This is a genomic window from Sphingobacterium sp. WOUb80 (assembly GCF_050058145.1).
GTDB lineage: Bacteria > Bacteroidota > Bacteroidia > Sphingobacteriales > Sphingobacteriaceae > Sphingobacterium.
In genome coordinates, this window is sequence record NZ_CP165617.1 from 473,477 (window position 1) to 498,936 (window position 25,460).

The 25,460-nt window shown below is 39.3% G+C and carries 21 protein-coding genes; 8 read left to right on the top strand and 13 right to left on the bottom strand.

What is annotated here, in order from left to right; translation table 11 throughout:
- Nucleotides 1–3 precede the first annotated feature (3 nt).
- Both AB1Z56_RS01855 and AB1Z56_RS01860 read left to right on the top strand, forming a co-directional pair.
- Nucleotides 4–1,017, top strand: coding sequence for an ABC transporter substrate-binding protein (locus AB1Z56_RS01855; protein WP_426790916.1), 1,014 nt, complete (start codon nucleotides 4–6; stop codon nucleotides 1,015–1,017).
- Nucleotides 1,017–1,724, top strand: coding sequence for a class I SAM-dependent methyltransferase (locus AB1Z56_RS01860; RefSeq protein WP_426790917.1), 708 nt, complete (start codon nucleotides 1,017–1,019; stop codon nucleotides 1,722–1,724). The genes AB1Z56_RS01855 and AB1Z56_RS01860 overlap by 1 nt, the downstream gene beginning before the upstream one ends.
- Nucleotides 1,725–2,115: 391 nt before the next feature.
- Here AB1Z56_RS01860 and AB1Z56_RS01865 read toward each other — a convergent pair whose 3' ends face one another.
- The 9 genes from AB1Z56_RS01865 to AB1Z56_RS01905 all read right to left on the bottom strand — a co-directional run bounded on the left by AB1Z56_RS01865 (nucleotide 2,116) and on the right by AB1Z56_RS01905 (nucleotide 12,393).
- Nucleotides 2,116–2,910: a (Fe-S)-binding protein gene (locus tag AB1Z56_RS01865; protein ID WP_313268014.1), complete on the bottom strand. Its 795-nt coding sequence runs from the start codon at nucleotides 2,908–2,910 to the stop codon at nucleotides 2,116–2,118.
- Nucleotides 2,911–2,917: 7 nt separating this feature from the next.
- Nucleotides 2,918–4,216, bottom strand: a complete 1,299-nt coding sequence (locus AB1Z56_RS01870; RefSeq protein ID WP_309362116.1) for a 4Fe-4S dicluster domain-containing protein — start codon at nucleotides 4,214–4,216, stop codon at nucleotides 2,918–2,920.
- Between the two features lie 193 nt (nucleotides 4,217–4,409).
- Entirely contained in the window at nucleotides 4,410–5,084 is a 675-nt protein-coding gene (locus tag AB1Z56_RS01875) for a TetR/AcrR family transcriptional regulator (protein ID WP_313267944.1), read from the bottom strand.
- A gap of 362 nt (nucleotides 5,085–5,446) precedes the next feature.
- Nucleotides 5,447–6,016, bottom strand: coding sequence for an OmpH family outer membrane protein (locus tag AB1Z56_RS01880; RefSeq protein WP_426790918.1), 570 nt, complete (start codon nucleotides 6,014–6,016; stop codon nucleotides 5,447–5,449).
- Between the two features lie 103 nt (nucleotides 6,017–6,119).
- Complete coding sequence (locus AB1Z56_RS01885; protein WP_293904001.1) at nucleotides 6,120–6,653, bottom strand: OmpH family outer membrane protein; 534 nt, start codon at nucleotides 6,651–6,653, stop codon at nucleotides 6,120–6,122.
- Between the two features lie 413 nt (nucleotides 6,654–7,066).
- Entirely contained in the window at nucleotides 7,067–9,631 is a 2,565-nt protein-coding gene (gene bamA / locus AB1Z56_RS01890) for an outer membrane protein assembly factor BamA (protein ID WP_309362108.1), read from the bottom strand.
- A 113-nt stretch (nucleotides 9,632–9,744) separates the two neighbouring features.
- Nucleotides 9,745–10,482 (bottom strand): isoprenyl transferase, encoded by a 738-nt coding sequence (locus AB1Z56_RS01895; protein ID WP_309362106.1) that lies wholly within the window; start codon nucleotides 10,480–10,482, stop codon nucleotides 9,745–9,747.
- Between the two features lie 314 nt (nucleotides 10,483–10,796).
- Nucleotides 10,797–11,681 carry an NAD kinase gene (locus AB1Z56_RS01900; protein ID WP_309362104.1) on the bottom strand — a complete coding sequence of 295 codons (885 nt, stop codon included), beginning with the start codon at nucleotides 11,679–11,681 and terminating at the stop codon, nucleotides 10,797–10,799.
- A gap of 49 nt (nucleotides 11,682–11,730) precedes the next feature.
- Nucleotides 11,731–12,393 carry a CBS domain-containing protein gene (locus AB1Z56_RS01905; protein ID WP_426790919.1) on the bottom strand — a complete coding sequence of 221 codons (663 nt, stop codon included), beginning with the start codon at nucleotides 12,391–12,393 and terminating at the stop codon, nucleotides 11,731–11,733.
- 254 nt (nucleotides 12,394–12,647) lie between these two features.
- On the opposite strand from AB1Z56_RS01905, the gene AB1Z56_RS01910 reads away from it, so the two are divergent.
- A complete protein-coding gene (locus AB1Z56_RS01910) occupies nucleotides 12,648–13,481 on the top strand; it encodes a 1-acyl-sn-glycerol-3-phosphate acyltransferase (protein ID WP_309362100.1) in 834 nt (277 codons plus the stop codon).
- Between the two features lie 5 nt (nucleotides 13,482–13,486).
- The gene (locus AB1Z56_RS01915; protein ID WP_426790920.1) at nucleotides 13,487–14,446 is read left to right on the top strand and encodes a GNAT family N-acetyltransferase; all 960 of its coding nucleotides are present in this window, start codon (nucleotides 13,487–13,489) and stop codon (nucleotides 14,444–14,446) included.
- 64 nt (nucleotides 14,447–14,510) lie between these two features.
- On the opposite strand, the gene AB1Z56_RS01920 is transcribed toward AB1Z56_RS01915, so the two are convergent.
- Genes AB1Z56_RS01920 through AB1Z56_RS01930 form a run of 3 tightly spaced genes read right to left on the bottom strand, consistent with a single transcriptional unit; the run spans nucleotide 14,511 to nucleotide 18,366 of the window.
- On the bottom strand, nucleotides 14,511–15,251 hold the full coding sequence (locus AB1Z56_RS01920) for an MIP/aquaporin family protein (protein ID WP_309362096.1): 741 nt from the start codon (nucleotides 15,249–15,251) through the stop codon (nucleotides 14,511–14,513).
- A 9-nt stretch (nucleotides 15,252–15,260) separates the two neighbouring features.
- On the bottom strand, nucleotides 15,261–16,760 hold the full coding sequence (gene glpK, locus AB1Z56_RS01925; protein ID WP_309362094.1) for a glycerol kinase GlpK: 1,500 nt from the start codon (nucleotides 16,758–16,760) through the stop codon (nucleotides 15,261–15,263).
- Nucleotides 16,761–16,788: 28 nt separating this feature from the next.
- Nucleotides 16,789–18,366: a glycerol-3-phosphate dehydrogenase/oxidase gene (locus tag AB1Z56_RS01930; RefSeq protein WP_309362091.1), complete on the bottom strand. Its 1,578-nt coding sequence runs from the start codon at nucleotides 18,364–18,366 to the stop codon at nucleotides 16,789–16,791.
- Nucleotides 18,367–18,824: 458 nt separating this feature from the next.
- On the opposite strand from AB1Z56_RS01930, the gene AB1Z56_RS01935 reads away from it, so the two are divergent.
- Complete coding sequence (locus AB1Z56_RS01935) at nucleotides 18,825–19,331, top strand: thioredoxin family protein (RefSeq protein WP_309362089.1); 507 nt, start codon at nucleotides 18,825–18,827, stop codon at nucleotides 19,329–19,331.
- Nucleotides 19,332–19,866: 535 nt separating this feature from the next.
- Here the strand turns inward: AB1Z56_RS01935 and AB1Z56_RS01940 are convergent.
- Complete coding sequence (locus AB1Z56_RS01940) at nucleotides 19,867–21,258, bottom strand: arginine decarboxylase (protein ID WP_121123983.1); 1,392 nt, start codon at nucleotides 21,256–21,258, stop codon at nucleotides 19,867–19,869.
- Between the two features lie 108 nt (nucleotides 21,259–21,366).
- Here AB1Z56_RS01940 and argS point away from each other — a divergent pair, with 108 nt between their 5' ends.
- Genes argS through AB1Z56_RS01955 form a run of 3 tightly spaced genes read left to right on the top strand, consistent with a single transcriptional unit; the run spans nucleotide 21,367 to nucleotide 25,438 of the window.
- Complete coding sequence (gene argS, locus AB1Z56_RS01945) at nucleotides 21,367–23,151, top strand: arginine--tRNA ligase (protein WP_309362086.1); 1,785 nt, start codon at nucleotides 21,367–21,369, stop codon at nucleotides 23,149–23,151.
- Between the two features lie 4 nt (nucleotides 23,152–23,155).
- Nucleotides 23,156–24,232, top strand: coding sequence for an oxidoreductase (locus AB1Z56_RS01950; protein WP_309362084.1), 1,077 nt, complete (start codon nucleotides 23,156–23,158; stop codon nucleotides 24,230–24,232).
- Nucleotides 24,233–24,292: 60 nt separating this feature from the next.
- Nucleotides 24,293–25,438 carry an NAD(P)/FAD-dependent oxidoreductase gene (locus tag AB1Z56_RS01955; RefSeq protein ID WP_426792378.1) on the top strand — a complete coding sequence of 382 codons (1,146 nt, stop codon included), beginning with the start codon at nucleotides 24,293–24,295 and terminating at the stop codon, nucleotides 25,436–25,438.
- Nucleotides 25,439–25,460: the final 22 nt, after the last annotated feature.

Here is a 25,460-nt window from a genome sequence, read left to right on the forward strand (position 1 = left end):
GGTATGCAAACTATTAGAATAATTTTGATCATGTTATTTCCGATATGGATCGGATGCGAAGGGAATAAAACAAACGGGCTTAAACCAGTGTCGGAAATTACGGTGACCGATGCACAGGAGCATGTCATTACTTTAAATAAAGCGGCCGAACGGATCGTCTGTTTGTACGAACCAGGACTAGATGCCATCTATATGCTAGCGGCAGAAAGTAAACTTGTTGGGTTATTTAGTGATGTTTATGAAAGCAATGACCTTTTTCCGTTTTATGCTAAAATGGACAGTCGAATTGAGCAGAAGGAACTTCCTATAGTTGGTGCAGGTAATCAGGCAAATATTGAGCGTGTAGTTGGACTTAATCCGGATTTGGTTATTGTCCATGCTGGACAGGAGAGCTTGGTCAATGCACTGCGTCATGCAGGCTTGCAAGTATATGCGGTAAAGGCTGAGCTCCAGATGGAGGTTTTTAAAACGATCCAGGATATTTCAATATTAACTGGAACGGAAGGTCGAGGAGAGGAATTAAAGCAGTATGTAGCTACTGAAATTGACCGCCTTAAGGAGCATACCGCTGCTGTAAAGGAAAAGCGCCGGGTCTATTTTACTTGGGCTTATGGGCGTATTTTTTCCACTACGGGAACCAATAGCATGATGCATTCCTGTCTGGAGATGGCAGGCGTACAGAATGTTTGTCCGTTTGAACTGGATCAACCAAATATTAATGCAGAGACCTTGATTGGCTGGAACCCCGATATGATTGTGATGTGGAACGATAGTCCTGATCTGTTCTATCAACGAAGTGAATTCCATGCCATTGGTGCAGTGAAAGAAAAGCAGATTTTTAATCTTCTGCCTATGTTTGTCTATAATCCACATACGCTGAAAGCTTTGTGTACAGCAACTGCAATTCATCATTGGGCATATTCTAGTCCCGAGTTTAACTATAAACAACGTGTTACAGAAGTTATTTCTCGCTTATATGGCAAGGAAAAAGCTGAAAAAATTATAAATCTGTTGTAATGATCGATCGAATTACTACCTATTGGGATAAGCAAAGTGCTATCTGGCGCCAGGAGAAAGACGAAGCTTGGGAAAAGACTGAAACGATGCACTGGCTCCATTTTTTTCAATCTTTTGACAAGTGGTCCGGACAGCGAGGTAAGAGGGTGCTGGAAATTGGAACAGCGTCGGGATATTTTGCGAATATTATGGTCAAGGCAGGATTGGAAGTAACAGCGGTTGATCTTTCGCCAGCAATGATAGCGGAGGCAAGAGAAGTGTCAACCAGGCTGGGGTTGCGTGTCGACTACCATGTCATGGATGCGCAAGCCTTAAGCTTTGACGCGAATCAATTTGATCTTGTATTTACTCGTTTGATGACTTGGACTATTCCTGATTTATGGCAGTGCTACGATGAAATACTTCGTGTATTGAAGCCCGGGGGAATGTTTATAAATTTTGATGGAGATTTTGGCAATACGGTTTTCACTCAGGAAGGGCATGAGAAATATCCAGCAGAAATTATGGCGGAGGCAAATCATATCAAAGCGGAACTCGAAATCAGTAAATACAATAGACCGGAACGGGATCTATATATGCTTGATAAACTTGGGTTTGTAGATAGCATGACGGATTTGAAGGAGGAACATGAGGTACTTTCGTTGATCCAACAAGAAAGTAAGCTATTTATGCTCTCGGCCATCAAACCCGGGCTTTCCTCATTTTAGTAATCATTTGAACAATTGCTGTGTATCTAAATCCAATTTTAGACAAGTATAATGAGCTATAGTTATTTCGTTAGGTAAGCTTTTAAGTCCGATATTCATCTAAGCGGGTGAAAATAAATATCATTTTTTTTCAATAGTCAAGATTTGAACAACATTTTCACGAAAATGAACAACAATCAATTGATTTAGGGGAGGTACCTTTGTTATGGCTAGTTGCTAGAGTCGTTTGGTCAGCATAAATACCGCGCTGGCTTTCGATTCGGGGAATCCCCTATATTATAACCGGCTTGGGGATTCCCTTAATTTAATCGTGGACAGGAGATATTCTTCTCCTTACACAAGAGGCCCGATCGTACGATCGGGCCTCTTCTATATGGTGCAGTAACGTATTTTACAACTGATTTGCCCGAGCGGTGATTTCGGCAATATCGAGCACTTCAATTTCAGCTTCCTTTTCTTTAATCTTTACGCCATCTTTTAACATCGTCATACAGAAAGGACAAGCTGCAGCAACAACTTGAGGCTGGGCATCGATGACTTCTTCGATGCGTTCGATATTGATATCTTTTACGCCAGGTTCTGGTTCTTTGAACATTTGTCCACCCCCAGCTCCACAGCATAGACCGTTGCTCTTGCAACGTTTCAGCTCAATCAATTGAGCATCTAAGCTCTCCAATACTTTTCTGGGCGCCTCGTACACTTCATTTGCCCGGCCAAGATAACAGGGATCATGATAGGTGATTTTTTTCCCTTTGAACACATTGTTATCAGCTGGTTTTAATTTCCCTTCATTGATCAGGTTTTGGATCAGTTGTGTGTGATGAATGACTTCATAGTTGCCTCCCAGTGATGGGTACTCATTTTTTAGTGTATTGAAACAATGCGGACAAGCAGTGACTATTTTTTTGATTTCGTAGCCATTGAGTACTTCGATGTTCATCATCGCTTGCATTTGAAATAAAAATTCATTGCCACTTCTTTTAGCAGGATCACCGGTACAACTTTCTTCTGTGCCTAAGATGGCATATTTTAGACCGACATGTTGCAATATTCGGCATATATCACGCGTAATTTTCTGTGCGCGTTCGTCAAAACTTCCTGCACAGCCTACCCAAAATAGTATATCAGGAGTTTCTCCTTTAGCCAACAGTTCTGCGACTGTGGGAACTTTTAATTCATTTTCCATCATAAAACTATTGTTGTTGAGTCCAGTTGGCACGATCCATTTGCGCATATTTCCATGGGGCACCATTGTTCTCAATATTTCCAAACATATTATTAATGCTCGCAGGAGCTTGTGATTCTTCCATGACAGCAAAGCGGCGAAGTTCGACAATAATATCCAGTGGATTAATATTGACCGGACATTGTTCGACGCATGCATTACAGCTTGTACAGGCCCATAACTCTTCGCGACTGATATAAGTGTCAATTAAAGATTTTCCGTCATCCTGAAAGCTGCCATTCGTTTTGATATTAGTTCCGACTTCGGTCAGCCGATCCCGTGTATCCATCATGATTTTTCGTGGGGATAGCAGCTTTCCTGTAATATTTGCTGGGCAGGACGATGTACATCGCCCACATTCGGTACAGGTATACGCATCCAGTAAGCTTTTCCATGTTAAATCCTGGACATCTTTGGCTCCAAAACGTGCATTTGCGTCTGCTGGAGGAGGAGTGAAGCTTGGATCAAGCATTGCCTTTACCTCATTAGTCACAGCAGGCATATTGGACAATTTGCCTTTGGCGTTCAAATTGGAAAAATAGGTGTTCGGAAAAGCCAGAATAATATGAAGATGCTTAGAATAGGGGAGGTAGTTCAAGAAAGCAAGTACGCCGAGGATATGAAACCACCAACAAAACCGCTCTATTAGAAACAATGTCTCTGTTGAAGTCGGAAGGTATGGAAGAAGGTAGTGGCTTACCGGAAAGGAACCCACTGACTTAAAATGCTCAAAACCATAAAGCTGTAATTTAAGATCAGATGCGTTCATCAGTAGGAAAGCCGACATGAGAAGAATCTCTGTGATTAAAATAATATTTGCATCCGTCTTTGGCCAATGTTTCAATTCCACGCTATTTAGACGAGCTACTTTAGCGATATTTCTCCTAATTAAAAAGATGATACACGATACCAGTACACCAAGAGCAAGCCATTCAAATGCTCCAATCAGAAAATTGTAAAAACTTCCTAGAAATGAAAAAATACGGTGTGTCCCCAAAAGCCCGTCAATGATAATTTCCAACATTTCAATGTTGATGATGACAAATCCGAGGTATACAAATAAATGCAATACCGCGGGAAAAATTCGCTTGAACATTTTCTTTTGTCCGAAAGCGACAAGGAACATCATTTTCCAGCGTTCAGCGGATCTGTCCGAACGATCTGCTGGTTTGCCCAGCTTGATATTACGATAAATCTGTTGTGCATTTTTGCTAAAAAGGAACAATGCTAAAGCGAAACAAACCGCAAATATTAGTTGACCTATCATATGCTTGGATCTTGGTTATAAACAAATATACTATATTATTTTGTTATGCTAACATAGTAAAAATAAATCAAAAACTAAGCTATGAAGGGATAAATTATTGGAAATTTTAATGGATATTAATCTGCAGAATAAAAAACGTCCAAGAAGAGATTAATCCTTCTTGGACGTTTTCTTTATTTCAGACGCAGCAGAATTAGAGCTGAACATCAGAAAATGTCTGTTCTAAGATTTTACGCATCGTTTTTTGGATACGTTCTTTTCCGGCTTCAGTATTTACATCAATGCCACAAAAGGTACTACCTGTGGATTTTGCCTGTAGACTTATATAATAGATGGAGCTAACCAAGATGGCTAATGTTGCTCGAAGGTCGTTTTCGGAGTTTTCGAATTTCGAATCTACGTGTTTAAATAATTCTTCGCCAAGCATTTCCCTTCTATCGGCAATGTTTTTAAGTGCTTTTGTCTTTTCGCCTAGGCCCCAGTGAATGACTTTTTGCTTCGTTTTATCCTTCAAAAAAGTGTCGAATTGAGATTTGAGCAATTCTTCTATTAAGGAAACACTGATGGCGCTTGGGTTTGTGACCATTTGCTCCAAGATTCCCTTGTCTCCGATTTGCCAAAAATCTTTTTGTGTCAGGTAGGCTTCCACCAGTTGATCGAGACCGCCAAAATAATTCCATATCAATGCTTTGTTCAGTCCACATTCCAAAGCAATATTAGGTCCATTTAATGCATGGTATCCCTTTTTCTGAATTACCTTTCCGACGGCTGCGATCATTCGTGCCTTGGTGCGTTCCTTGTCCCGGATGGGACCGGAGGTTACCTTTCTTTCTTTTTTAGGATTATCCTCAATTACTTTCTTTTTCATGTGAATAAAATCATTTTTAACGACGAAGCTTTCCTGAGTACCTCATATTCGTCAGTTAATGAACAAATTTGGGACCATGAAGTTTTCATTAGGGTAGATATGTTTGTTTTCCGAACCAATATCTAAAATTTAGCTGGTAAATGCAAGAAAATCAAGCCTCAGATTTTTATTTACGCTATAATTTGACTTATCCGATAAGCTTTTTAGTTTGCCTTATATTTTCATTGTAGGCATAGCCGTTATTTGAAACGATTAATGGAGCATTTTGAATGGAATTCTAACTTAGCCCATTAAAATGAAGTACAATAAAAAAGGGATTATCCGTACGGATAATCCCTTTTTTATAAACGTTGGATTTTAGCTTATTTTCTTGCTGGAGTAGCAGCAGGAGCAGCTGTAGCTGAAATGCCTAATTTTGTCTTAACAGCAGCAGTTAAATCCTCTCCACCTTGGAAATAAGGAATATTTGTACTTGAAATATCAAATACATAAGCCATACCTTTTTCTTTGGAAACAGCATTTACTGCTTCACCAACTTTTCTATGGATAGGTGCAATTAATTCTTCTTCTTTTTTACCTAATTCATCTTGCGCTGCTTGTTGAGCAGTTTGGATACGAGCTTGGATATCCTGTAATTCTTGACCTATTTTGTTGATTTCTGGATCAACAGTTTCTTTATTCGCTTCACTTCTGTTACGCAATTTATCGTTGGCATCTTTTTGTTTTGTTTGATAAATGGTAACCATATCTTGAATTTCTTTGGTTTTACCATCGCTCAATGTTTTCAATTGCCCTTCAGCTGCTTTAAATTCAGAAGTGGACTGAATGATTTCAGCAAAATTGATATGACCAATCTTTTGTTGAGCATTTGCGAATTGAGTTGAGAAAAATACTGCCACTAAAGCAACCGCACCCTTTAATAAATTTTTCATGCTTTTCATTTTAATCTAATGAGCCATCTTTATGGCAATCTTTTAGTTTTCTAATTAATTACTATTATTACTATTTGTGTTCACAATGATAATAAACTCCAGCTTAGTTTGCAAGACTAGGATTAGGTTTATATCCTAATTTTGTAATGATATCATTACTTTTATTCAATTTTGGATTGGCATAGAGAAAAGTTGACTCATTACCCTTGTCCATAATAAAATCAATCCCCTGTGCAGAAGCAACGTCTTGAATTGCTTTTGCTACACGATCTTGAATAGGCTTCATCAATTGTGTACGTCTTTTGAAGAGATCCCCTTCAAATCCAAATTTTTGTTTCTGATAGTCTTTTACTTCTTTTTCTCTTGTCACGATCTCGTCCTCACGACGGCGACGCATATCTTCATTTAATAAAACTTGGTCCTTTTGATAAGCCTGATACAGTTTTTCGATCTCTGCATATTTCTGATCCACTTCTTCTTGCCATTGCTTAGACAGGTCATCTAACTGTTTCTGTGCAGTCGTATATTCAGGAATATGTTTTAGGATATATTCTGAATCAGCATATGCAAGTTGTTGGGCAAATGTCGCTGTAGCACTCACGACTACAAAAGCTATAACTAACAATATTTTTTTCATATTTCCTGTAAGTTTTTATAGACTATACTTTTTATTATTTAACACTAATTTACCTTATGACTTTGGATAATCCCAAAAGTTTAATTTGAGAAAACCGCTCTACGTAAATTTACGGCTCAAAAATAAGAAAAAAGAAGCAATCTAGCAGATATTTCTCCGGTTTAACACTATTTAACTTGTTGTCGAATCTAGCTTCGCTAATTCTTCGAATCTTGTCTATGGCTTTCTTTTTACGGTAATAATAGCTGCTGAATATAAGGAAATTTATCAGATATTCAGATGAAATTACATTAATCCGATAGAATTTAAATGAGGGTTAGCAGTGTGGATATGGGGCGAAATAATCTTAAAATAAAAAAGCTATCTGCATTGCAGATAGCTTTTTTATACCTATAGGGTTGGATTAACCAAGATTAAAATCCGCCCATATTTTGCATGATACTAAATGTAAAGTTTTGTTTCCATGTACTGCTTGGTAAACCCGGGATAGGGTCAAATGCATGACCGTAATCTATTCCTAGCATACCGAAGATAGGTAAGAAGATACGGGCCCCCACACCTGCTGAACGACGTACTTTAAATGGATTGTATTCGGTGAATTTGTTCCAGGTATTTGCAGCCTCAGCAAAAGCCAATACGTATACAGTCGCCTGATCATTTAACATAACAGGATGACGCAATTCCATTTGGTATTTGGTATAGATCGGGCTACCAGAATTTCGGGCCACATTTACATTTTGTGTTCCTTCAGGAATGATTACACCATTTGCATATCCACGCAATGCAACAATTTCAGATCCTTGTAAGTAGTCAAACCCTTGCATACCATCCCCACCGACTTTGAAACGTTCGAAAGTTGATATTTCAGTTTTGTTGGAGTATTTACCCAAGAAACCAAATTGAGCTTGTGCTTTGAAAACAAGTTTGCCCACAATTTTTGCATACCATTGCGAATCAAATTTCCATTTATGATATTCTGTCCAACGATAGCGCTCCTGAGCCGAACCATTTTTATAATCAATGTTATTGAACAATGAATATGGAGGAGTCAATTGTACCGAGAATTTGATGTTTGAACCTGAAGTAGGGTAGATCGGAGCATCGATCGAATTACGGCTAAACTCCTGCGTCAAGTTGATGTTATAGGCTGTACCATTATCAAATAGGAAGTAATTTCCATAATTCTGTAGCTTATAACGCTGGAATGACAAGGAGGTATTTGCTTGGAACCAGTTATCTGGCCATTGCAAGCGTTTACCCAAAGTTGCCGTAATACCCGTCATCCAGATACGATTTAACTCTGAATCTTTTACAATTTGTTCTCCAGTATAGTAGTTGAATCCACCATACGACGAACTCGAAGTATAGGCACTTAAACCAAAGTAAATTGGTTTTTTACCCCCCAACCAAGGTTCGGAGAAAGAAAAGCTGTAAGATTGATAACGCTTACCTGAAGTTTGACCGCGGACACTCAATTTTTGTCCATCTCCACGAGGTAGCGGTTTCCAGGAACTTTTATCAAAGAAATTACTTGTAGAGAAGTTGTTGAATGTTAAACCCAAGGTACCTATGATCTGACCAGCACCATAACCACCTGAAAGCTCTACTTGATCGGAAGGTTTTTCAGTCACGTTATAAACAATATCTACTGTTCCATCGGCATAATTTAAATTCGTCGGTACAGGATTTGTTTTCTGTTCATCAAAATTTCCCAATTGCGCAATTTCACGCACACTGCGCATAATTTGTTCTTTCGAGAATTTTTGACCTGGTTTTGTATAAATAGAACGTAATACAACACGGTCGTTAGTTACGTCATTACCTTTGACGATAACATTATTGATGGTATACTGAGCACCTTCATATACACGTAAATTCAAATCGATGGTATCGTTGTAGATACGCGTTTGTTCAGGATCTACCGAAAAAGTCAGATAACCATCATTCATGTAGATTGAGGAGATATCATCACTATTTTTTGTAGGACCCATTAATTTTGCCGTTAGTTTTTCCTCCGAAAAAACATCACCGCGTTTGACGCCTAAAATTTTATTTAGTAAGGTGTCAGAATATTTGGCATTACCTGTCCACACGATATTACCTACGTAATATTTAGGTCCTTCATAGATGTCAAAATTAACCAACACATTTTTCTCACCATCGCGAATAACGGTATCTTTTAAGATCGTCGCATCACGATAACCTTTGGCAGCCATTTTTTTGATGAGGTTTTCTTTACCCTCTTTATATTTTTCTTCCTTGAACTTTCCAGGACCAAAAATGCGGTACCACATTTTTTGCTTGATAGGCTTGGCCATTTTTCTCAAATCTTTCTGAGAAAAATGTTCATTTCCTGTAAAAGTCATCTTTTTGACTCTTACTTTATGTTTTTTATCCACATCGGCAATAAGTATTTCGTTATTCGCCTGTGCTGAATCCTTTACTGTTTTTAAAGCGATCTCCGGATATAAAAAAGCTTTTTCTTTTAGGAACCGTTGGATTGTAGCACGCGTGGTGTTCATCAAGTTTTCATTGACAATTTTACCCGTGTTGCTATTTAGACGTTTGCGAACTTCTTCAGTTTGGCTTTTGCTTAAACCGTTGATGTCAATACGAGTTAAACGAGGACGTTCTACTACGCGGATGGTCAAAAATATATTTTCACCTTCAATTTTATCTGCCCATAATTCGACGTCATCAAAGAGGCCTTGAGCCATCATATCCTTCACTACTTTTGCAGTCGCCTCACTTGGAACCTCCAAATATTGACCGACAGACAATTTAGATATTGTAATTAATACATTTTTATCTAAAAATTGTGTTCCAGTTATATCAATAGCACTAATTACATAGTTTTTAGGATTGAGATAGCTGATTTTTTCTGGGTCATTTAAATTGAACGCACCATTTTCTTGTCCATAGACAAGTTGCATTGATGAGAGACCAAAAAATAGTATTACGGGTAGTATACGCTTCATTTATCTATAATTATTGGCGCTAAAGTACACCAATCGTTTGTTAATTTTTGTTAATTAAGAAAATTTAACCAGCTTGCTTTTTTTCAAATCAGTGGTCAAATTTAATAAAATCTTTACAACTGTTCACTTGTTTTTCCAAACCTTCTTTCGCGTTGCTGGTAATCGACGATGGATTTAAATAAATCTTCTTTCGTAAACTCAGGCCACATCTTATCTAAGAAGCATAATTCGGAGTAGGCAATTTGCCAAAGTAGAAAGTTGCTTATTCTCAATTCTCCGCTCGTACGTATCAGAAGATCGGGGTCAGGTAGGTTTTGTGTATAGAGGTTTGCGGAGAATAACGAATCGTTGATGTCGTCTGCTTGAAGTTTTCCTTCTTTTACTTGTTTGGCTAGATGACGGGCAGTATCCACGATTTCTTGGCGGGAACTGTAACTCAAGGCTAAGGTTAATGTACAGTGTGTATTTTCTTTCGTCGCTTCAATGGTTTCCTGTAGCTTTTTTTGTGCATTTGACGGTAACTTACTGATATCACCGATAACATTTAAGCGGACACCATTCTCCTGAAAAGTTTTGATTTCTTTTTTAAGGGAAGAAACCAATAGCTCCATTAAAGCCATTACCTCAAGTTTAGGCCTGTTCCAATTTTCTGCAGAAAATGCGTAAAGTGTCAGGAATTTAATATTGGCTTTTACACACCCTTCTAATGCTTCTCTTACTGCTTTTACACCATTTTGATGTCCAAAAACGCGAAGTTTCCCTTTCTGTTTTGCCCAACGACCATTACCATCCATGATAATGGCGATATGTTGTGGCAACTTAATATTATCTATCTGATCTAAAAAGCTCATTTTTGCTGTTTTCAATAAAATTAACACCTTAGCTGTAAATGCTATTTCGGCGCTTTAAAACCTACTTTTGGTTTTTTTCATCATTATCAATGATTGTTGTTTGTTTTAACGTACGTTTCATTGATTAATTATTGCATTTGGATTTCTAATAGGAATATTCTGATTCCATCGTTCTTTAATTCTTCCAAATATCGATTTTTAATTGGAAATACAGAAGTACAATATGTAGAAAGATTCTTCGAAACATCTTGACCTATCAGATTCTGTGCTCTCCTTCTTCACGTAACGTTAGTTTGTGTGACACTATTCCAAGGCTAATAGTTTCGGACATCAATGCCCCAAAGTAATTTCTCCCGCAGCGTGCTGAAAAAGCTTTCGTGCGGAAGCCTAATAAGGTTAATGGTAAATGGAGCTTGTTTAATCGTCAATTTTACAGATGTATCGATGGATTCGTTTTTGGAATCACAGCTGAGGATATACTGATTGCTCCGGCTTTCTATTTCCAATTCAAGGGTAAATTGATTGGAGATGACGATGGGTCTGACATTAAGGTTGTGCGGAGAAATAGGAGTAATCACAAAATTGCCGCTCTCTGGCATAATAATTGGCCCACCGCAACTTAGTGAATAGGCGGTAGATCCGGTTGGCGTAGCGATAATCAGGCCGTCTGCCCAGTATGAGTTGAGTAGTTCGCCATTAATGCGCGCATTGACAGTAATCATGGCCGAGCTATCATAACGAAATACAGTAATATCATTTAGCGCATAGTGATTGCCCTGGAACAAATTAGCCTGTTCGGATTCTACGGAGAGTAGCACACGTTTCTGTATACTAAACCGCTGGTTCAATATATCGTCGATAGCATCCTCAAAGTCATTTTTATTGATGGACGCTAAAAAGCCAAGGCGTCCAAAGTTTATTCCTGCGATAGGAATTCCGGAGTCTTTAATGAGGGAAACAGCAGATAACATGGTCCCATCTCCACCCAGGCTCAACATAATGTTAATATGATCTTTGATTTCCCGGTATGTATTATAGGTGGAGAAGTTAAAGGCACATTCGAATTGCGATATCAGAAATTCATGAAATGGATCATACACCCAGATTTCAATATTTTTATCGACAAGATATTCAAATAAGTGTTTCACATGTGGTATAACAGAGGGCTGAAACTCTCTTCCATATATTGCGATTCTCATATTGTTTTTAATTTATTGGGGCAAAGATGAGAAAAAAAAATAATCCTAATCAAATGTTAATGTAATTCATAAGCTGCTGATAACGGTCGGCTGTGTCGTCAAATGCAGCAACGGTATTATGGGTTTCGAGAATTAAATAATTGTGTCTTAGGAATGAATTCAGCAATGCATTGATATTTGACTTGTCGACTTTAAGGGTAACTTCAATATTGTCACTTTCCAAATTTATTTTGGTTGCACAATTGAGAATTCTGCAATTGTCACTTTCAACGAGGTGCGCAATTTGTGAAAGCGAAAAATCATGCAATCCTATTGCTAGGACAATAATAGCCCCAGATTCATTCTGCGATTGAATCGAACTTATAGCCTTTAATATATCGAGCTGTGTGGATACACCAATATATTTGTTTTCTTGATCCAAAATAGGAATGATTGTACTGTTATATACAGTTACCATCACTAAGGCGTCATAAGGGTGCTGATTGAACTTTAGCTGTATTGGTGCTGTATTTATCTTGATGGATGAAATGGGCGCTTCATCATCTTCCGCGTCCAATAAGATGGTTTCATTGATCAAGCCAATATAGTCGTCTCCATTTAAAACGACTAATTCTTTACAAAGTATATCTTGCAGCTTCTCTAGCGCTTGTTGTATGGAATCAGCATTTTGAATACTGAAATCAGCATTTGAAAGAAATTGACCTATTAGCATACTCAAACTTAATAAAAAAACTAGCTGAAAAGAAATTTTGTGAGATCAGATTTACGCCTAATTATTTAATGGTTTGTAATGCCTAAAGAGGGAAGTGCAATAGAAAGATCACTTTATTGCAAATAAGTACAATTTTAAAGTTTAAAATTGTACTTTTATCAGCATTCTGTTATTATTTTTGTCAGCAAATTGGAATAGGCTTGTAATCGAGCCTAAATGGGGGAGTAGTATTTTTAATTGGAACAGTAAGATTGATGATCACAAGCGAGAGTAAAAAGTTTATTGATATACGTGAAGTTATTCACAAAAAAAATGCGGGGCTTGCTAAATGGATTCCGTCTTTTTTACTTAATTATTTAAAAAGGACCATTCATGAAGACGAGATAAATGATATTATGACGCGCTTTGCAGATCTTCAAGGTCTGGATTTTGTTGATGCATTGATCAACGATTTGGATGTTAAGGTCAATTTGTATGGAGCAGAAAATATTCCCGTATCGGGACCTGTTATTTTTGCGTCCAATCATCCGTTGGGGGGATTGGATGGTATTGCGTTTATGCATGCAATAGGTAAATATAGACGCGATGTGAAGTTTTTAGTCAATGATATCCTTTTAAATATAGGTAATTTGAGGCCTTTGTTTGTCGGCGTCAACAAGTTAGGTGGTCAGGGGAAGCAGGCGATCTCTGCGATTGAGGAGGCTTATGGAGCGGACGATGCCTTGTTGGTATTTCCGGCAGGCTTGGTTTCCAGAAAGCAAAATGATGGACGCATTGAGGACCTGGAATGGAAAAAGAGTTTCATTAGTAAAGCAAAAAAATATAAAAAAGATATCATTCCGGTGTTGATTGACGGTAAAAACTCTAAGTTTTTTTATAATTTTGCAAGGCTTAGACAGAAATTAGGTCTCAAGGTAAACATTGAAATGTTATATTTACCTGATGAAATGTTTGCCCAACGGGGGCATACCGTCAATATTATAATAGGAGAAAGAATCCCTTATACAGCGTTTGATCAATCAAAAAACGAAAAAACTTGGGCTGAGGAAGTGAAAAGAAGGGTTTATGGATTGGCTCAAGAAAAATAGAATTTATGCAAGAAATTATACCTCCAGTTGATAGAGAATTATTGAAGACCGAATTGAATAAAGAGGTCTTCTTACGATATACCAACAATGGAAATAACGAGATATATTTAATCAACTATCATAATTCGCCAAATGTCATGCGTGAAATTGGGCGTTTGCGGGAGTTGACTTTTCGTGGAGCAGGGGGAGGTACAGGACTTTCAATTGATATCGATGAAAACGATACATGCGAAGATTGTTACGATCAGTTGATCGCATGGAATCCCGAAGATGAAGAAGTGGTTGCCGGTTACCGTGTAATCAAATGTGCTGAGGCTGGTGAAGTAAATGGTGTACCCAATTTATCAACCGCACATTATTTTCAATTTTCCGACTTGTTTACGAATGAATATCTACCTTACACGATTGAGTTGGGAAGATCTTTTGTACAGCCTAAATACCAACCGGCTATTGACAATAGAAAAGGAATTTTTTCATTGGATAATCTTTGGGATGGTTTAGGAGCTTTGGTAATGCTGAATCCCGAAATAAAATACCTCTTTGGTAAAGTAACCATGTATCCCCATTATAATAAAGATGCGCGGGATATGTTACTTTATTTTATGGACTATTATTTCCCGGATCATGATAAATTGGTGCTCCCTCTTCCTGAATTGGAAATCAAGAACGATTACGAACGTTTTGTAGGCGTGTTTGATGGACTTGATTATAAAGAGGGATATAAGGTGTTGAATAGTCATGTGAGAGCATTGGGCGAGAATATTCCGCCTTTGATAAATACCTATATGAACCTGTCGCCCACTATGAAGTCATTCGGCACAGCGCGTAATAATGAGTTTGGTACGGTAGAAGAAAAAGGTATACTGATTGTGATCGATGATGTGTATCCCGTGAAAAAGGAACGTCATATGAATACGTTTGAGCGTGATCGTGAATATGGTCATAGAAAGCCCAAGCGAGGATAGTAAAATAAAAGGGGGATTCAATTTATGAATCCCCCTTTTATTTTGCGAAGAATAGCTGTTTCGACTAGGCTGGTTTTATACATGTATAAAGTGCAAAGGCTAAAATAGCACCTAGAATCGGTCCTGCAATCGGAATCCATGCATAGGACCAGTCTGAGCTTCCTTTTCCTTTGATTGGCCAAAACGCGTGAAATAGGCGTGGGCCAAGATCCCGGGCAGGATTGATTGCATATCCTGTGGTACCGCCCAATGATAGCCCGATGGCCCATACTAGAAATGCAACGGGTATAGCACCAAGGGAGCCCATGCCTATTGGGGCCGTTTTTCCATCAATGGTCACATCTTGACCTGTTATAAAGAAAATAACAAAAATCAAGACAAAGGTTCCGATAATCTCACTTGCCAGATTTGTTGACGTATTTCGAATGTTGGGTATCGTAGCGAAAACACCAAGTTTGGTGGTAGGATCCGCCGTTGCATCGAAATGGTCTTTGTGCATGATGTAGGTTAGCATGGCACCACAGAAGCCACCAGCAATTTGGGCAAGAATATAGCCTGGAACCTCCGTCCACGAAAGTCCATGATTAAGCGCGACAGCAATGGTTACTGCGGGGTTAAGATGCGCTCCGGTATAAGGGCCTGCAAATACGACACCTACATAGACCGCCAGTGCCCATGCAGTCGTGATCACAATCCACCCTCCATTTTCCCCTTTTGTGCCTTTCAAGATAACGTTGGCAACAACGCCATTACCTAAAAGAAGGAGGAGCGTTGTGCCAATAAATTCTGCTAAATAATGGTTCATATTTATTGGTTAGTTTTCAGTCCAGTATTGTAATGCTTTGATTCCCTTGGTCCAGAGCTTAATGATCTTGTTTGTTTGCTCTTCTTGCTCGGTCTCGGGTTCAAATATACGATCCTGTGCCCAAAACTTTGATATCTCCGCCTCATCTTTCCAGAATCCTACTGCTAGCCCTGCGAGATATGCTGCGCCCAAAGCGGTTGTTTCCGTGATTTTGGGGCGTACAACGTTGCTATTTAATACATTGGCCTGGATTTGCATAAGTAGATTATTTGCTGTCGCACCGCCGTCTACACGTAATTCTTTGATCGGTATGCCGCTATCAGCTTCCATTGCCTGGAGGACATCACGAGTCTGTAGTGAGATCGCTTCCAATGAGGCACGTGCTATATGGCCATTGGTCGTCGCACGCGTAAGCCCAAATAAAGTGCCTTGCGCACGTGCATTCCAGTATGGGGCTCCCAGTCCTGCAAATGTGGGGATAAAGGTGACGCCACCGTTATCTTTTTCCGTAAGTGCCAGTTGTTCAACATCGGCCGATTTATAAATAATGTTAAGATTGTCCCGTAACCATTGGACCAGTGCGCCACCGATAAATATACTACCTTCCAAGGCATATTCTGTTTTTCCATTGATTTTCCATGCAACGGTTGTTAAAAGGTTGTTCTTTGAGCGGATTGGTTTATCGCCGATGTTCATTAACATAAAGCATCCTGTTCCGTATGTGTTTTTTACCATTCCTTTCTCGATACATTGCTGTCCGAAAAGCGCGGCCTGCTGATCGCCCGCAATTCCTGCTATTTTGACTTTGTGGGCAAAAATGGTAGTCCGGGATTCTCCATATATTTCGCTACTTTCTTTTACCTGAGGAAGCATAGCAGCGGGGATGTCAAACAATTCAAGGAGTTCCTTGTCCCATTCCATGCTGTGGATGTTAAACAGTAAGGTTCGGGAAGCGTTTGTGACGTCGGTAATGTGGGCATCGCCACGGGTGAGATTCCATACGAGCCAAGTATCGATAGTTCCACAGATTAATTCCCCGTTTTGAGCTTTTTCTCGGGCACCTTCTACATGATCCAGAATCCATTTGATTTTGGTAGCGGAAAAATAAGGATCTAATATCAGACCCGTTTTTTCCTGGATCATATCATGCTTTCCGGTGCTACGCAACTCGTCGCAATAATCTGCTGTGCGCTTATCTTGCCAAACGATAGCATTATAAATGGGTTTTCCGGTTTCTTTATCCCAGACGACGACAGTTTCGCGTTGATTGGTTATGCCAATAGCGGCAATATTTTTACCATTTAATCCTGCCTTTGTGGTGGCTTCTGCTGTGACACCTGCCTGCGTTGACCAGATTTCATGTGGGTCATGTTCGACCCATCCCGGTTGTGGGAATATCTGTGTGAATTCCTTCTGGGCAATGGAGATTATATTTCTGTCTTTATCAAAAATTATAGCTCTGGAGCTAGTCGTGCCTTGATCCATTGCCAAGATGTATTGCTGTTCCATAATTGAGTATTGCTGGTTATTTTTTGTGTTACTTTAAGATATAATTTTTTGCAACTTTTTGAAAGTTTTCTATTTGATGATTTTGCCAATTTTCATCCTTGTCCAGTTCCTGCGCGAGTAGTCTAGCGACCTCTGGTGCTGCTTCGATTGCGGCTTTTGCGTCCAGAAAGAGCATGCGTACACGACGGGATAGCACATCTTCCACGGTTCTGGCAAGCTCATTGCGTGCTGCCCAAACAACTTCTGCCTTTTTGAATTCAAGGTGTGCTATTAATTTCTCGTTCCATTCGGGATTTTCCTGGGCTAATGCATGGATGGCTTCTTGGTCAGCGCCATAAATATATAGGTGATTGCTTCTGTCTGATGTCGGAATGGCACTATAAATCTTTTGTGTGGCGGACCGGCTTTCTTTTTGCGGTAGACAGCCAATTTTTATCGCTTTGTCGATTGTATCTTGCCCCATTCGACGGAATGTTGTCCACTTTCCGCCTGTTAAAGTGAGTAATTTGGAGTCGCTGACGATTACCTTGTGGCTTCGTGAGATCTCTTTGGTTTTATTGGAGTTACCAGTAGGGGCAGCTAATGGACGAAGACCGGCGAATACCGCCAGTGCATCTGCTCTTGTTGGTTGTTTCGTTAAGTAGCGTCCTGCAGTTTTCAAAATGAAATCGATTTCCTGTTCCAAAGCAACAGGCTCGAGGCTGTGTTCATCAATCGGGGTATCTGTTGTTCCTGCAATGACCCGATTGTGCCAGGGAACTAGGAAAAGAACACGTCCATCATCTGTTTTTGGAATCATAATAGCATCATCTCCCGGGAGAAATGATTTGTCAAACACGAGATGAACACCTTGGCTAGGGCGCACCAGCTGTTTTGCTTCCGGTCTGTCCATTTTTAAAATGTCATCGACAAATATGCCTGTTGCATTGATTATAGCCTTGCCCTGTATCGTAAAAACTTCGCCTGTTTCGGTGTCATTGGCAATCACACCGTTAATCCGTCCGTTGCTATCTTTGGTTAGGCTATTTACCCTGACATAATTCAGCGCAACACCGCCCATTTGTATACAGGTCTGTGCTATGTTGAGGGCAAGTCTGGAGTCGTCAAATTGCCCGTCCTGATAGACTACTCCACCATATAAACCTTTTGGTCTAACAGTGCTTATGCGGCTAAGTGTTTCTTCTTTATTGATATGGGTAGATTTTCCCAGACTTAATTTACCGGCCAAAAGATCATATATTTTCATTCCAATTGTATAGAATGGACCATCGAACCAGCTGTAATTAGGGATGATAAATGATTGGTTTTTGACTAGATGTGGTGCGTTTTTTTGAAGTAAACCTCTTTCATGAAGGGCTTCTTTAACCAGAGAAATATCGCCCTGAGCCAAGTAGCGTACACCACCATGGACAAGCTTTGTAGCTTTGCTCGAAGTGCCTTTTGCAAAATCAACCTGCTCCAGTAAAATTGTTTTAAAACCTCGGCTTAAGGCGTCTAATGCAACACCTAGTCCGCTGGCACCGCCACCTATTACGATAACATCCCACGCGCTTGTGTCTCTTATTTTTTCTATCAGTTTTGACCTTTTGAATTCTTGATGTTTCATTTTGTTTCGTTTTGGTCTTTATATGGTGAATCTTGTGTACTCGTTTTTCCGCTTCCTTATTACTAAGTTATGGTATATTTATTAAATTTTAAAAGAAATTAAATAATATTTATGTTAAGATATAGTGTTTGTTTTAGTTTTGTTTTGTTTTTTATTGTTTTGATTTGAATAAAAAGAAGCTTTCCTGTTTTCGTCAACAGCTCGATATGGGCTGTCAATAAGCTGTGTTTTTTATTGCCCGCCAATAGGGAGTAGTTGATAATGGCCCCATTTTGATTACTTAAGGCAGCATCTATGTTGTCTGATTATGTTTAACGCGTCTGTCAACATGTAGGCTGTTTGATCGTGGATTTTTTTTTGCATGGTCAATAGCTATGTAATGTTTAACCATTATAGGCTGCTTATGTTTTGGTTTGAACAAACGATTTTGTAATTTTAGATGACTATTTAATTTATTCATGATGAGAAATATAAGATTATTGCTGTGCGGAGCTGTTGTGTTTTTTGGAACGGTAGTTTTGCAGTCTAAAGCGTTCTCACAGCAGGTTTCTGCAGTTCAGGAACTTTCAAAGCCTTACAATCCAGATGCTAATGCACAAAATGATATTGATCAGTTATTAGTTCAGGCAAAGAAAGAAAGGAAAAATATTATTATCCAAGCTGGGGGGAATTGGTGTGTCTGGTGTTTAAGGTTTAATGATTATATCCACAAAACGGCAAGTATAGACAAGTTGTTGAAGAGCCGCTTTCTCTATTATCACCTGAATTATTCAAAGGAAAATAAAAACGAAGCTGTTTTTCAGAAGTATGCTCCCGAAGGAAACAAATTAGGTTATCCATTTTTTATTGTTTTAGACAGAAACGGAAAAACATTGCATGTACAGGAGAGTGGTAGTTTGGAAAAAGGAAAGGGGTATGATGAAGAAAAAGTACTTAACTTCTTTACGGCTTGGGTGGCGAAATAAATATTTTTGAAACCGTAATTTCTATGATATACTAAAATAGAAAAATAGCAAATAAGTAAACTGAAAGCCTCTTTTTAAGAGGCTTTCTTTGTAATACATTAAACAGCCCTCTCGAATACGTTAGTCGCCTACTGAAATCGGGGTTTCCTGTTGTGAACAAGTTAGGAAAGAGAAGCTGCCAACAAGCTACTTGCCCCATATTTTATGTTGATCTAATTCGAACCTAATAGGTATTTTAAACGCTTTCATCCGAATGAGGTCCCTATCAAGTCCCTATTAGGTACGGACAAAGTCCCTATTATTTTAGACCTTGGTATGAAGTTTATCTTTCCGATTCTCGTTGATGGATCACGTGGGCTATCTGGATTTGGTTTTCGAATTGATCCCAGTTATAATTGGCGCGGTTAAACGCAAAATAAAACGGTCCCGTTTCTAAGATCGGGACCGTTTTATCGTTATTTAAAAATACTTTTTTGGCAAGAATACAGGACTGCAATCGTTGCTATTTTAAGTAGTTCGTTTTTGAAGGCATATCTTATTGATAGCCTAATAATTTCATGACTTGTTTGGAGTTTTGTTCCTCACCAAATACTTCATAGTTGAATGTTTCATCTCTATTGCGGCGTACGAGCACATGTTTAGGCGAGGGTAGTAAACAGTGGTGGATCCCTCCATATCCGCTCAGTACATCTTGATAGGCTCCTGTATGAAAGAATCCCAAATATTGTACCTTACGTGTCTTCGGCATAAACACTGAATTCATGTGCGCCTCCTGATTATAATAATCCTGGCCGTCGCAAGTAATACCGCCTAAATTGACGCGTTCATATTCGGAGTCCCAGTTATTGATCGGCAATAGAATGTATTTTTGATTCAACGCCCATACATCCGGTAAATTCGTGATGAATGAACCGTCAATCATAAACCAACGTTCACGATCGTTTTGCTGCTTTCGACCCAAAACCTTATAAAGAATACCTGATGCTTCAGCAACAGTGTATTTACCGAATTCAGTAATGATGTCTGGTTCCATCACCTCGTGGTGCGCGCAGATTTGTTTGATCCGGTTGACAATTTCATTGACCATGTATTCGTAGTCAAAGTCGTGTACCAGTGAATCCTTAAACGGCATACCGCCACCGATATCCAAGGTATCTAAGTCTGGATTTACTTTTTTGAATTTACAATATAATGTAACGTATTTCTCCAGTTCATTCCAGTAATACGGGGTGTCTGAGATACCCGAATTAATGAAAAAGTGAAGTAGTTTGACTTTGAAATTTGGATTGTCAACGATTTTGTTGTTATAGAAATCAATGACGTCTTCCTGGCGGATCCCTAAACGAGATGTATAGAATTGAGAATCTGGCTGCTCTTCAGAGGCAACGCGGATTCCTAAAGCACAAGGCTCATCGAGTTCGATTTCATCATCGTACAGGTTAAACTCTTCTTTATTGTCTAGTACCGGTATAATGTTCGTATACCCGTCATGGATCATATCCACAATATACTGTTTATACTGGTAGGTTTTGAATCCATTACAGATGACTGTAATGTCTTTTGTTACTGTTCCCTGTCTTTCCAACGAATCGATCATCGGCATGTCAAATGCAGATGAAGTTTCCAGGTGGATATCATTTTTCAAGGCTTCTTCTACGATGTGCTTGAAATGTGATGATTTGGTACAATAACAATATTTGTAAGATCCGCGATAGTTATGTTTCAGAATTGCGGTCTGAAAAAGGATTTTCGCTTGCTGAATTTTTTTGCTGACGATAGGCAAATAGGTAAAACGTAGCGGCGTACCGTACGTTTCTATCATTTCCATTAAATTCAAATCGTGGAAATACAATTCGTCGTCGATGATTTCGAATCCGTCTTGCGGAAAACCAACACTTAAGTCAAGAAATTCCTGATAGCTCTGCATTTTTTATTATTTTTGCAAAGATATACTTTAATGGTGAATACCTAAATAAGGAATGTTATTTATTTCCAATTCACTATCAGGAAGTTGTAAAAATTACAAAATCATTAAATGGCAAATTCTATTCAAAAGCGACTTGTTGAAGTCACTGTACAGGCAGTAAAAGAGCTTTACAATGCAGATATTTTAGAAAATCAAATTGCTTTACAAGCTACCCGAAAGGAGTTTGAAGGACAAATTACGATCGTAACTTTTCCAGTAACGCGCTTTTCGAAATCTTCTCCGGAACAAACTGGAAAAGAAATTGGTGCGTATTTGCAACAGTATATCGCTGAAATATCGGATTTCAATGTGATCAAAGGCTTTTTGAATATTGTTCTTTCCGATGCTTACTGGATCACTTTGCTGAATCATACTATAACCGCGAAGGACTTTGGCGTATTTCCTGCAAATGGAAAAAAACTGATGGTTGAGTACTCTTCTCCAAATACGAATAAGCCCCTGCATTTAGGCCATATTCGTAACAATTTATTAGGCTATTCCGTGGCTGAAATTCTGAAAGCCTATGGTTATGAAGTTATCAAAGCAAACTTGGTGAACGATCGTGGTATTCATATCTGTAAGTCCATGTTAGCCTGGCAGAAATTTGGTGCTGGAGAAACACCCGAATCTACAGGGATGAAAGGAGACCATCTTGTTGGAAAATATTATGTGGTCTTTGATAAAGAGTACAAGAAAGAAATTGAAGGCTTGAAAGCTGAAGGTCAAACTGAAGATGAAGCAAAGAAAAATGCGCCTTTAATGAAGGAAGCACAAGCAATGCTGCAACAATGGGAAGCCGGTAATGAAGAAGTGATCTCGCTTTGGAAGACAATGAACAGCTGGGTATATGCTGGATTTGAAAAAACCTATAAGCAATTGGGGGTCAATTTTGATAAATATTATTATGAATCCAATACGTATTTATTGGGTAAAGATATTATCCAAGAGGGTTTAGATAGTGGCGTTTTCTTTAAAAAAGACGATAACTCGGTTTGGATTGACCTAACGGAGGAGGGATTAGATCAGAAACTTGTGCTTCGTGGTGACGGTACTTCTGTCTATATTACGCAAGATTTAGGTACAGCACAATTGAAGTACGATGAATTCCAAATGAATGAATCTATTTACGTGGTGGGTAACGAACAGGATTACCATTTCAAGGTATTGTTCTTGATCTTGAAGAAATTGGGTAAAACTTGGGCCGACGGTTTGTTCCATTTGTCTTATGGAATGGTCGATCTGCCATCGGGTAAAATGAAATCGCGTGAGGGAACTGTTGTTGATGCAGATGATTTAATGGCTGAAATGCTGAAAACTGCACAAGAACGTACGGAAGAGCTGGGTAAGACCGGAGGATTAGATGAGGAATCAAAAGCAGCTCTTTATGATACGATTGGAATGGGGGCGCTTAAATATTTTCTATTAAAGGTAGATCCTAAAAAACGCCTCTTGTTTGATCCAAATGAGTCTGTCGATTTTCAGGGGCATACAGGACCATTTATCCAATACACACACGCGCGTATTAAATCTGTCTTAAGTAAAGCTGATTTTGATTTTAACAGCGATGTATCTGTGCCTGCGACGATCTCTTCCTATGAACGTGATTTAATTCAGCAGCTAGGCGCTTTTCCGGAGATTATTGAGGCATCTGCACAGGAGTTCAGTCCTGCACAACTGGCAAATTATATTTATGAAGTAGCGAAATCCTACAATAAATTCTATCATGAGGAGACAATATTGAAAGCAGAAGATCAGGGTGTAAAAAACTTTAGGTTGCACCTTTCAGCTTCTGCAGCAAAGGTTATTGCCAAAGGAATGAACTTATTGGGAATTCGTGTACCGGAAAGAATGTAATGTTATGAAGAAAATTCGCGTAGGGCTTATTGGTTTTGGAATTTCAGGGCAGGTTTTTCATGCTCCTGTCATGCGTTCGATTGCGGAATTGGATCTTGTCAAAGTGACAGCCCGGAAAGCTGATCAGCAACTTTTGTTAAAGCAGCGCTACCCACAGGCTGAAATTGCTTTGTCTGCTGATGACATTTTTAACGATACAACCATTGATCTGGTCGTGATTGCAACGTCCAATGAAATGCATTATCCTTTTGCAAAGCGTGCACTGGAAGCAGGAAAACATGTTGTTGTTGAAAAACCATTTACCAATAGTGTCGAACAGGCAGATGAACTTATTGCTTTGGCGAAGGAGAAAAATCTGATTTTGGCACCCTATCATAATTTAAGGTTCAACTCGGATTATCGGACTGTGGAGAAAATGATCAAAAGCGGGAGATTGGGCCGAATTGTGAATCTGGAATCCCGGTTCGACCGGTTCCGCAATTACCTGCGCCCTAACGCCTGGCGTGAGGAAAATTTGCCGGGTTCTGGTATATTTTATGATTTAGGACCACATCTTATCGACCAGGCGCTGCAATTATTTGGAAAACCAGATGCAGTCTTTGCTGATTTGGCCATCCAACGGGATCATGCCAAGACGATCGACAATTTCGACTGCCTATTGTACTATGATAATTTGCGGGTATCGCTGAAAGGCTCCATGCTTGCAAAAGAACCTACGCCACGTTATCGTATCTTTGGGGTGAATGGAAATTTTGTGAAATATGGTGTTGATCCACAGGAGGCCTTATTACGGGATGGTAAATTCCCGGATGAGGATCCAAACTGGGGTCAAGAGGATCCAAGTCTCTACGGTAAGCTTAATATTGTGGAAGAAGGTAAAGACATCGAAGAGGTTATTCCTTCCGAAATAGGATCTTATCCCGATTTTTATCAGAACGTGGCGGATACAATATTAGGAAAAGCTGATTTGATTGCATCGGCAGAACAGGCTCGAGATGTCATTAAGATCATTGAATTGGGATATCGGAGTCAATTGGAACGAAAAGTTGTTTCCGTTGAAAATACATTGATTGCTTATTAGAACGCCGCTGTGAGTAGAATATATGATGCTATAATTATTGGAGGTGGAGCCTGTGGATTGATGTGTGCAGCACAGGCAGGACTGCTTGGAAAGAAGACTTTAGTACTGGAACGAAATGATAAAGTCGGTGCAAAGATCTTGATTTCCGGCGGAGGACGATGTAATTATACCAATACCGGTACTGGCCCAGCAAATTTCATTTCTGAAAATCCAGATTTTTTGCATAGCGTATTCAGACAATGGACGGTGGAGGATACTATTGTGTTTTTTGAAAGCTATGGCATTGTGGGGCAGGAGAAGACCTTGGGTCAGTTGTTTCCGCTAACAAATAAAGCAAAAGATATCGTTGCCGTGTTTTCCAAAATTTTATATGAAACGGATCAGGATATTGCTTTAAATACCTTGGTGAAATCTGTTGAGAAAAATGCCGAAGGTTTTGTGGTAACAGTAGAAAATGGAGCAGGTGAATCCCAATATCATAGCCCAAAAGTTATTGTTGCTTCTGGAGGGCTTCCGGTTCAAAAGCTCGGTGCATCTGACTTTGGGCTACGACTAGCCAAAAAATTTGGTTTGGAGGTGGTCGGCACGGCTCCTGCATTAGTGCCGCTGACCATAACAGGAAAAGATGCCGATTGGTATAGTTCCTTAGCTGGAAATTCGGTATTCTCAAAGGTATCTGTTGCCGGAATGTCATTTGAAGAGAACATTCTCTTTACACACTGGGGATTGAGTGGCCCCGCAATACTTCAGATATCAAGTTATTGGCGACCGGGGCTGGAGATTACTATTGATCTGTTGCCTAATTTTAATTTGGACAATCTGATTAAACAAGAGCGGCAATACGGAGGAAAAAGACTTGTTTCACAATTGCTAAACGATTATTTCAGCCGAAAACTGGTTGATGCCCTCGGGAAATTCCTCGTTCTAGATACCAAAATCGCCTCACTTAGTAAGGCTGACGCAAAGATGATTGTCGATACGATTCACCGTTTCAAAGTAAAGCCTGCAGGGGACAAGGGCTATGATAAAGCGGAGGTTATGCGTGGCGGAGTGTCAACCAGGGAACTTCATCCTAAGACCCTAATGTCTAAAAAAATCGAGGGGCTTTATTTTGGGGGGGAGGCTGTTGATATTACCGGATGGCTTGGCGGCTATAATTTCCAGTGGGCTTGGGCAAGTGCTTATGCCATCGCCCAAGATATCTAGTCCACTGGTCTAAATTTATACG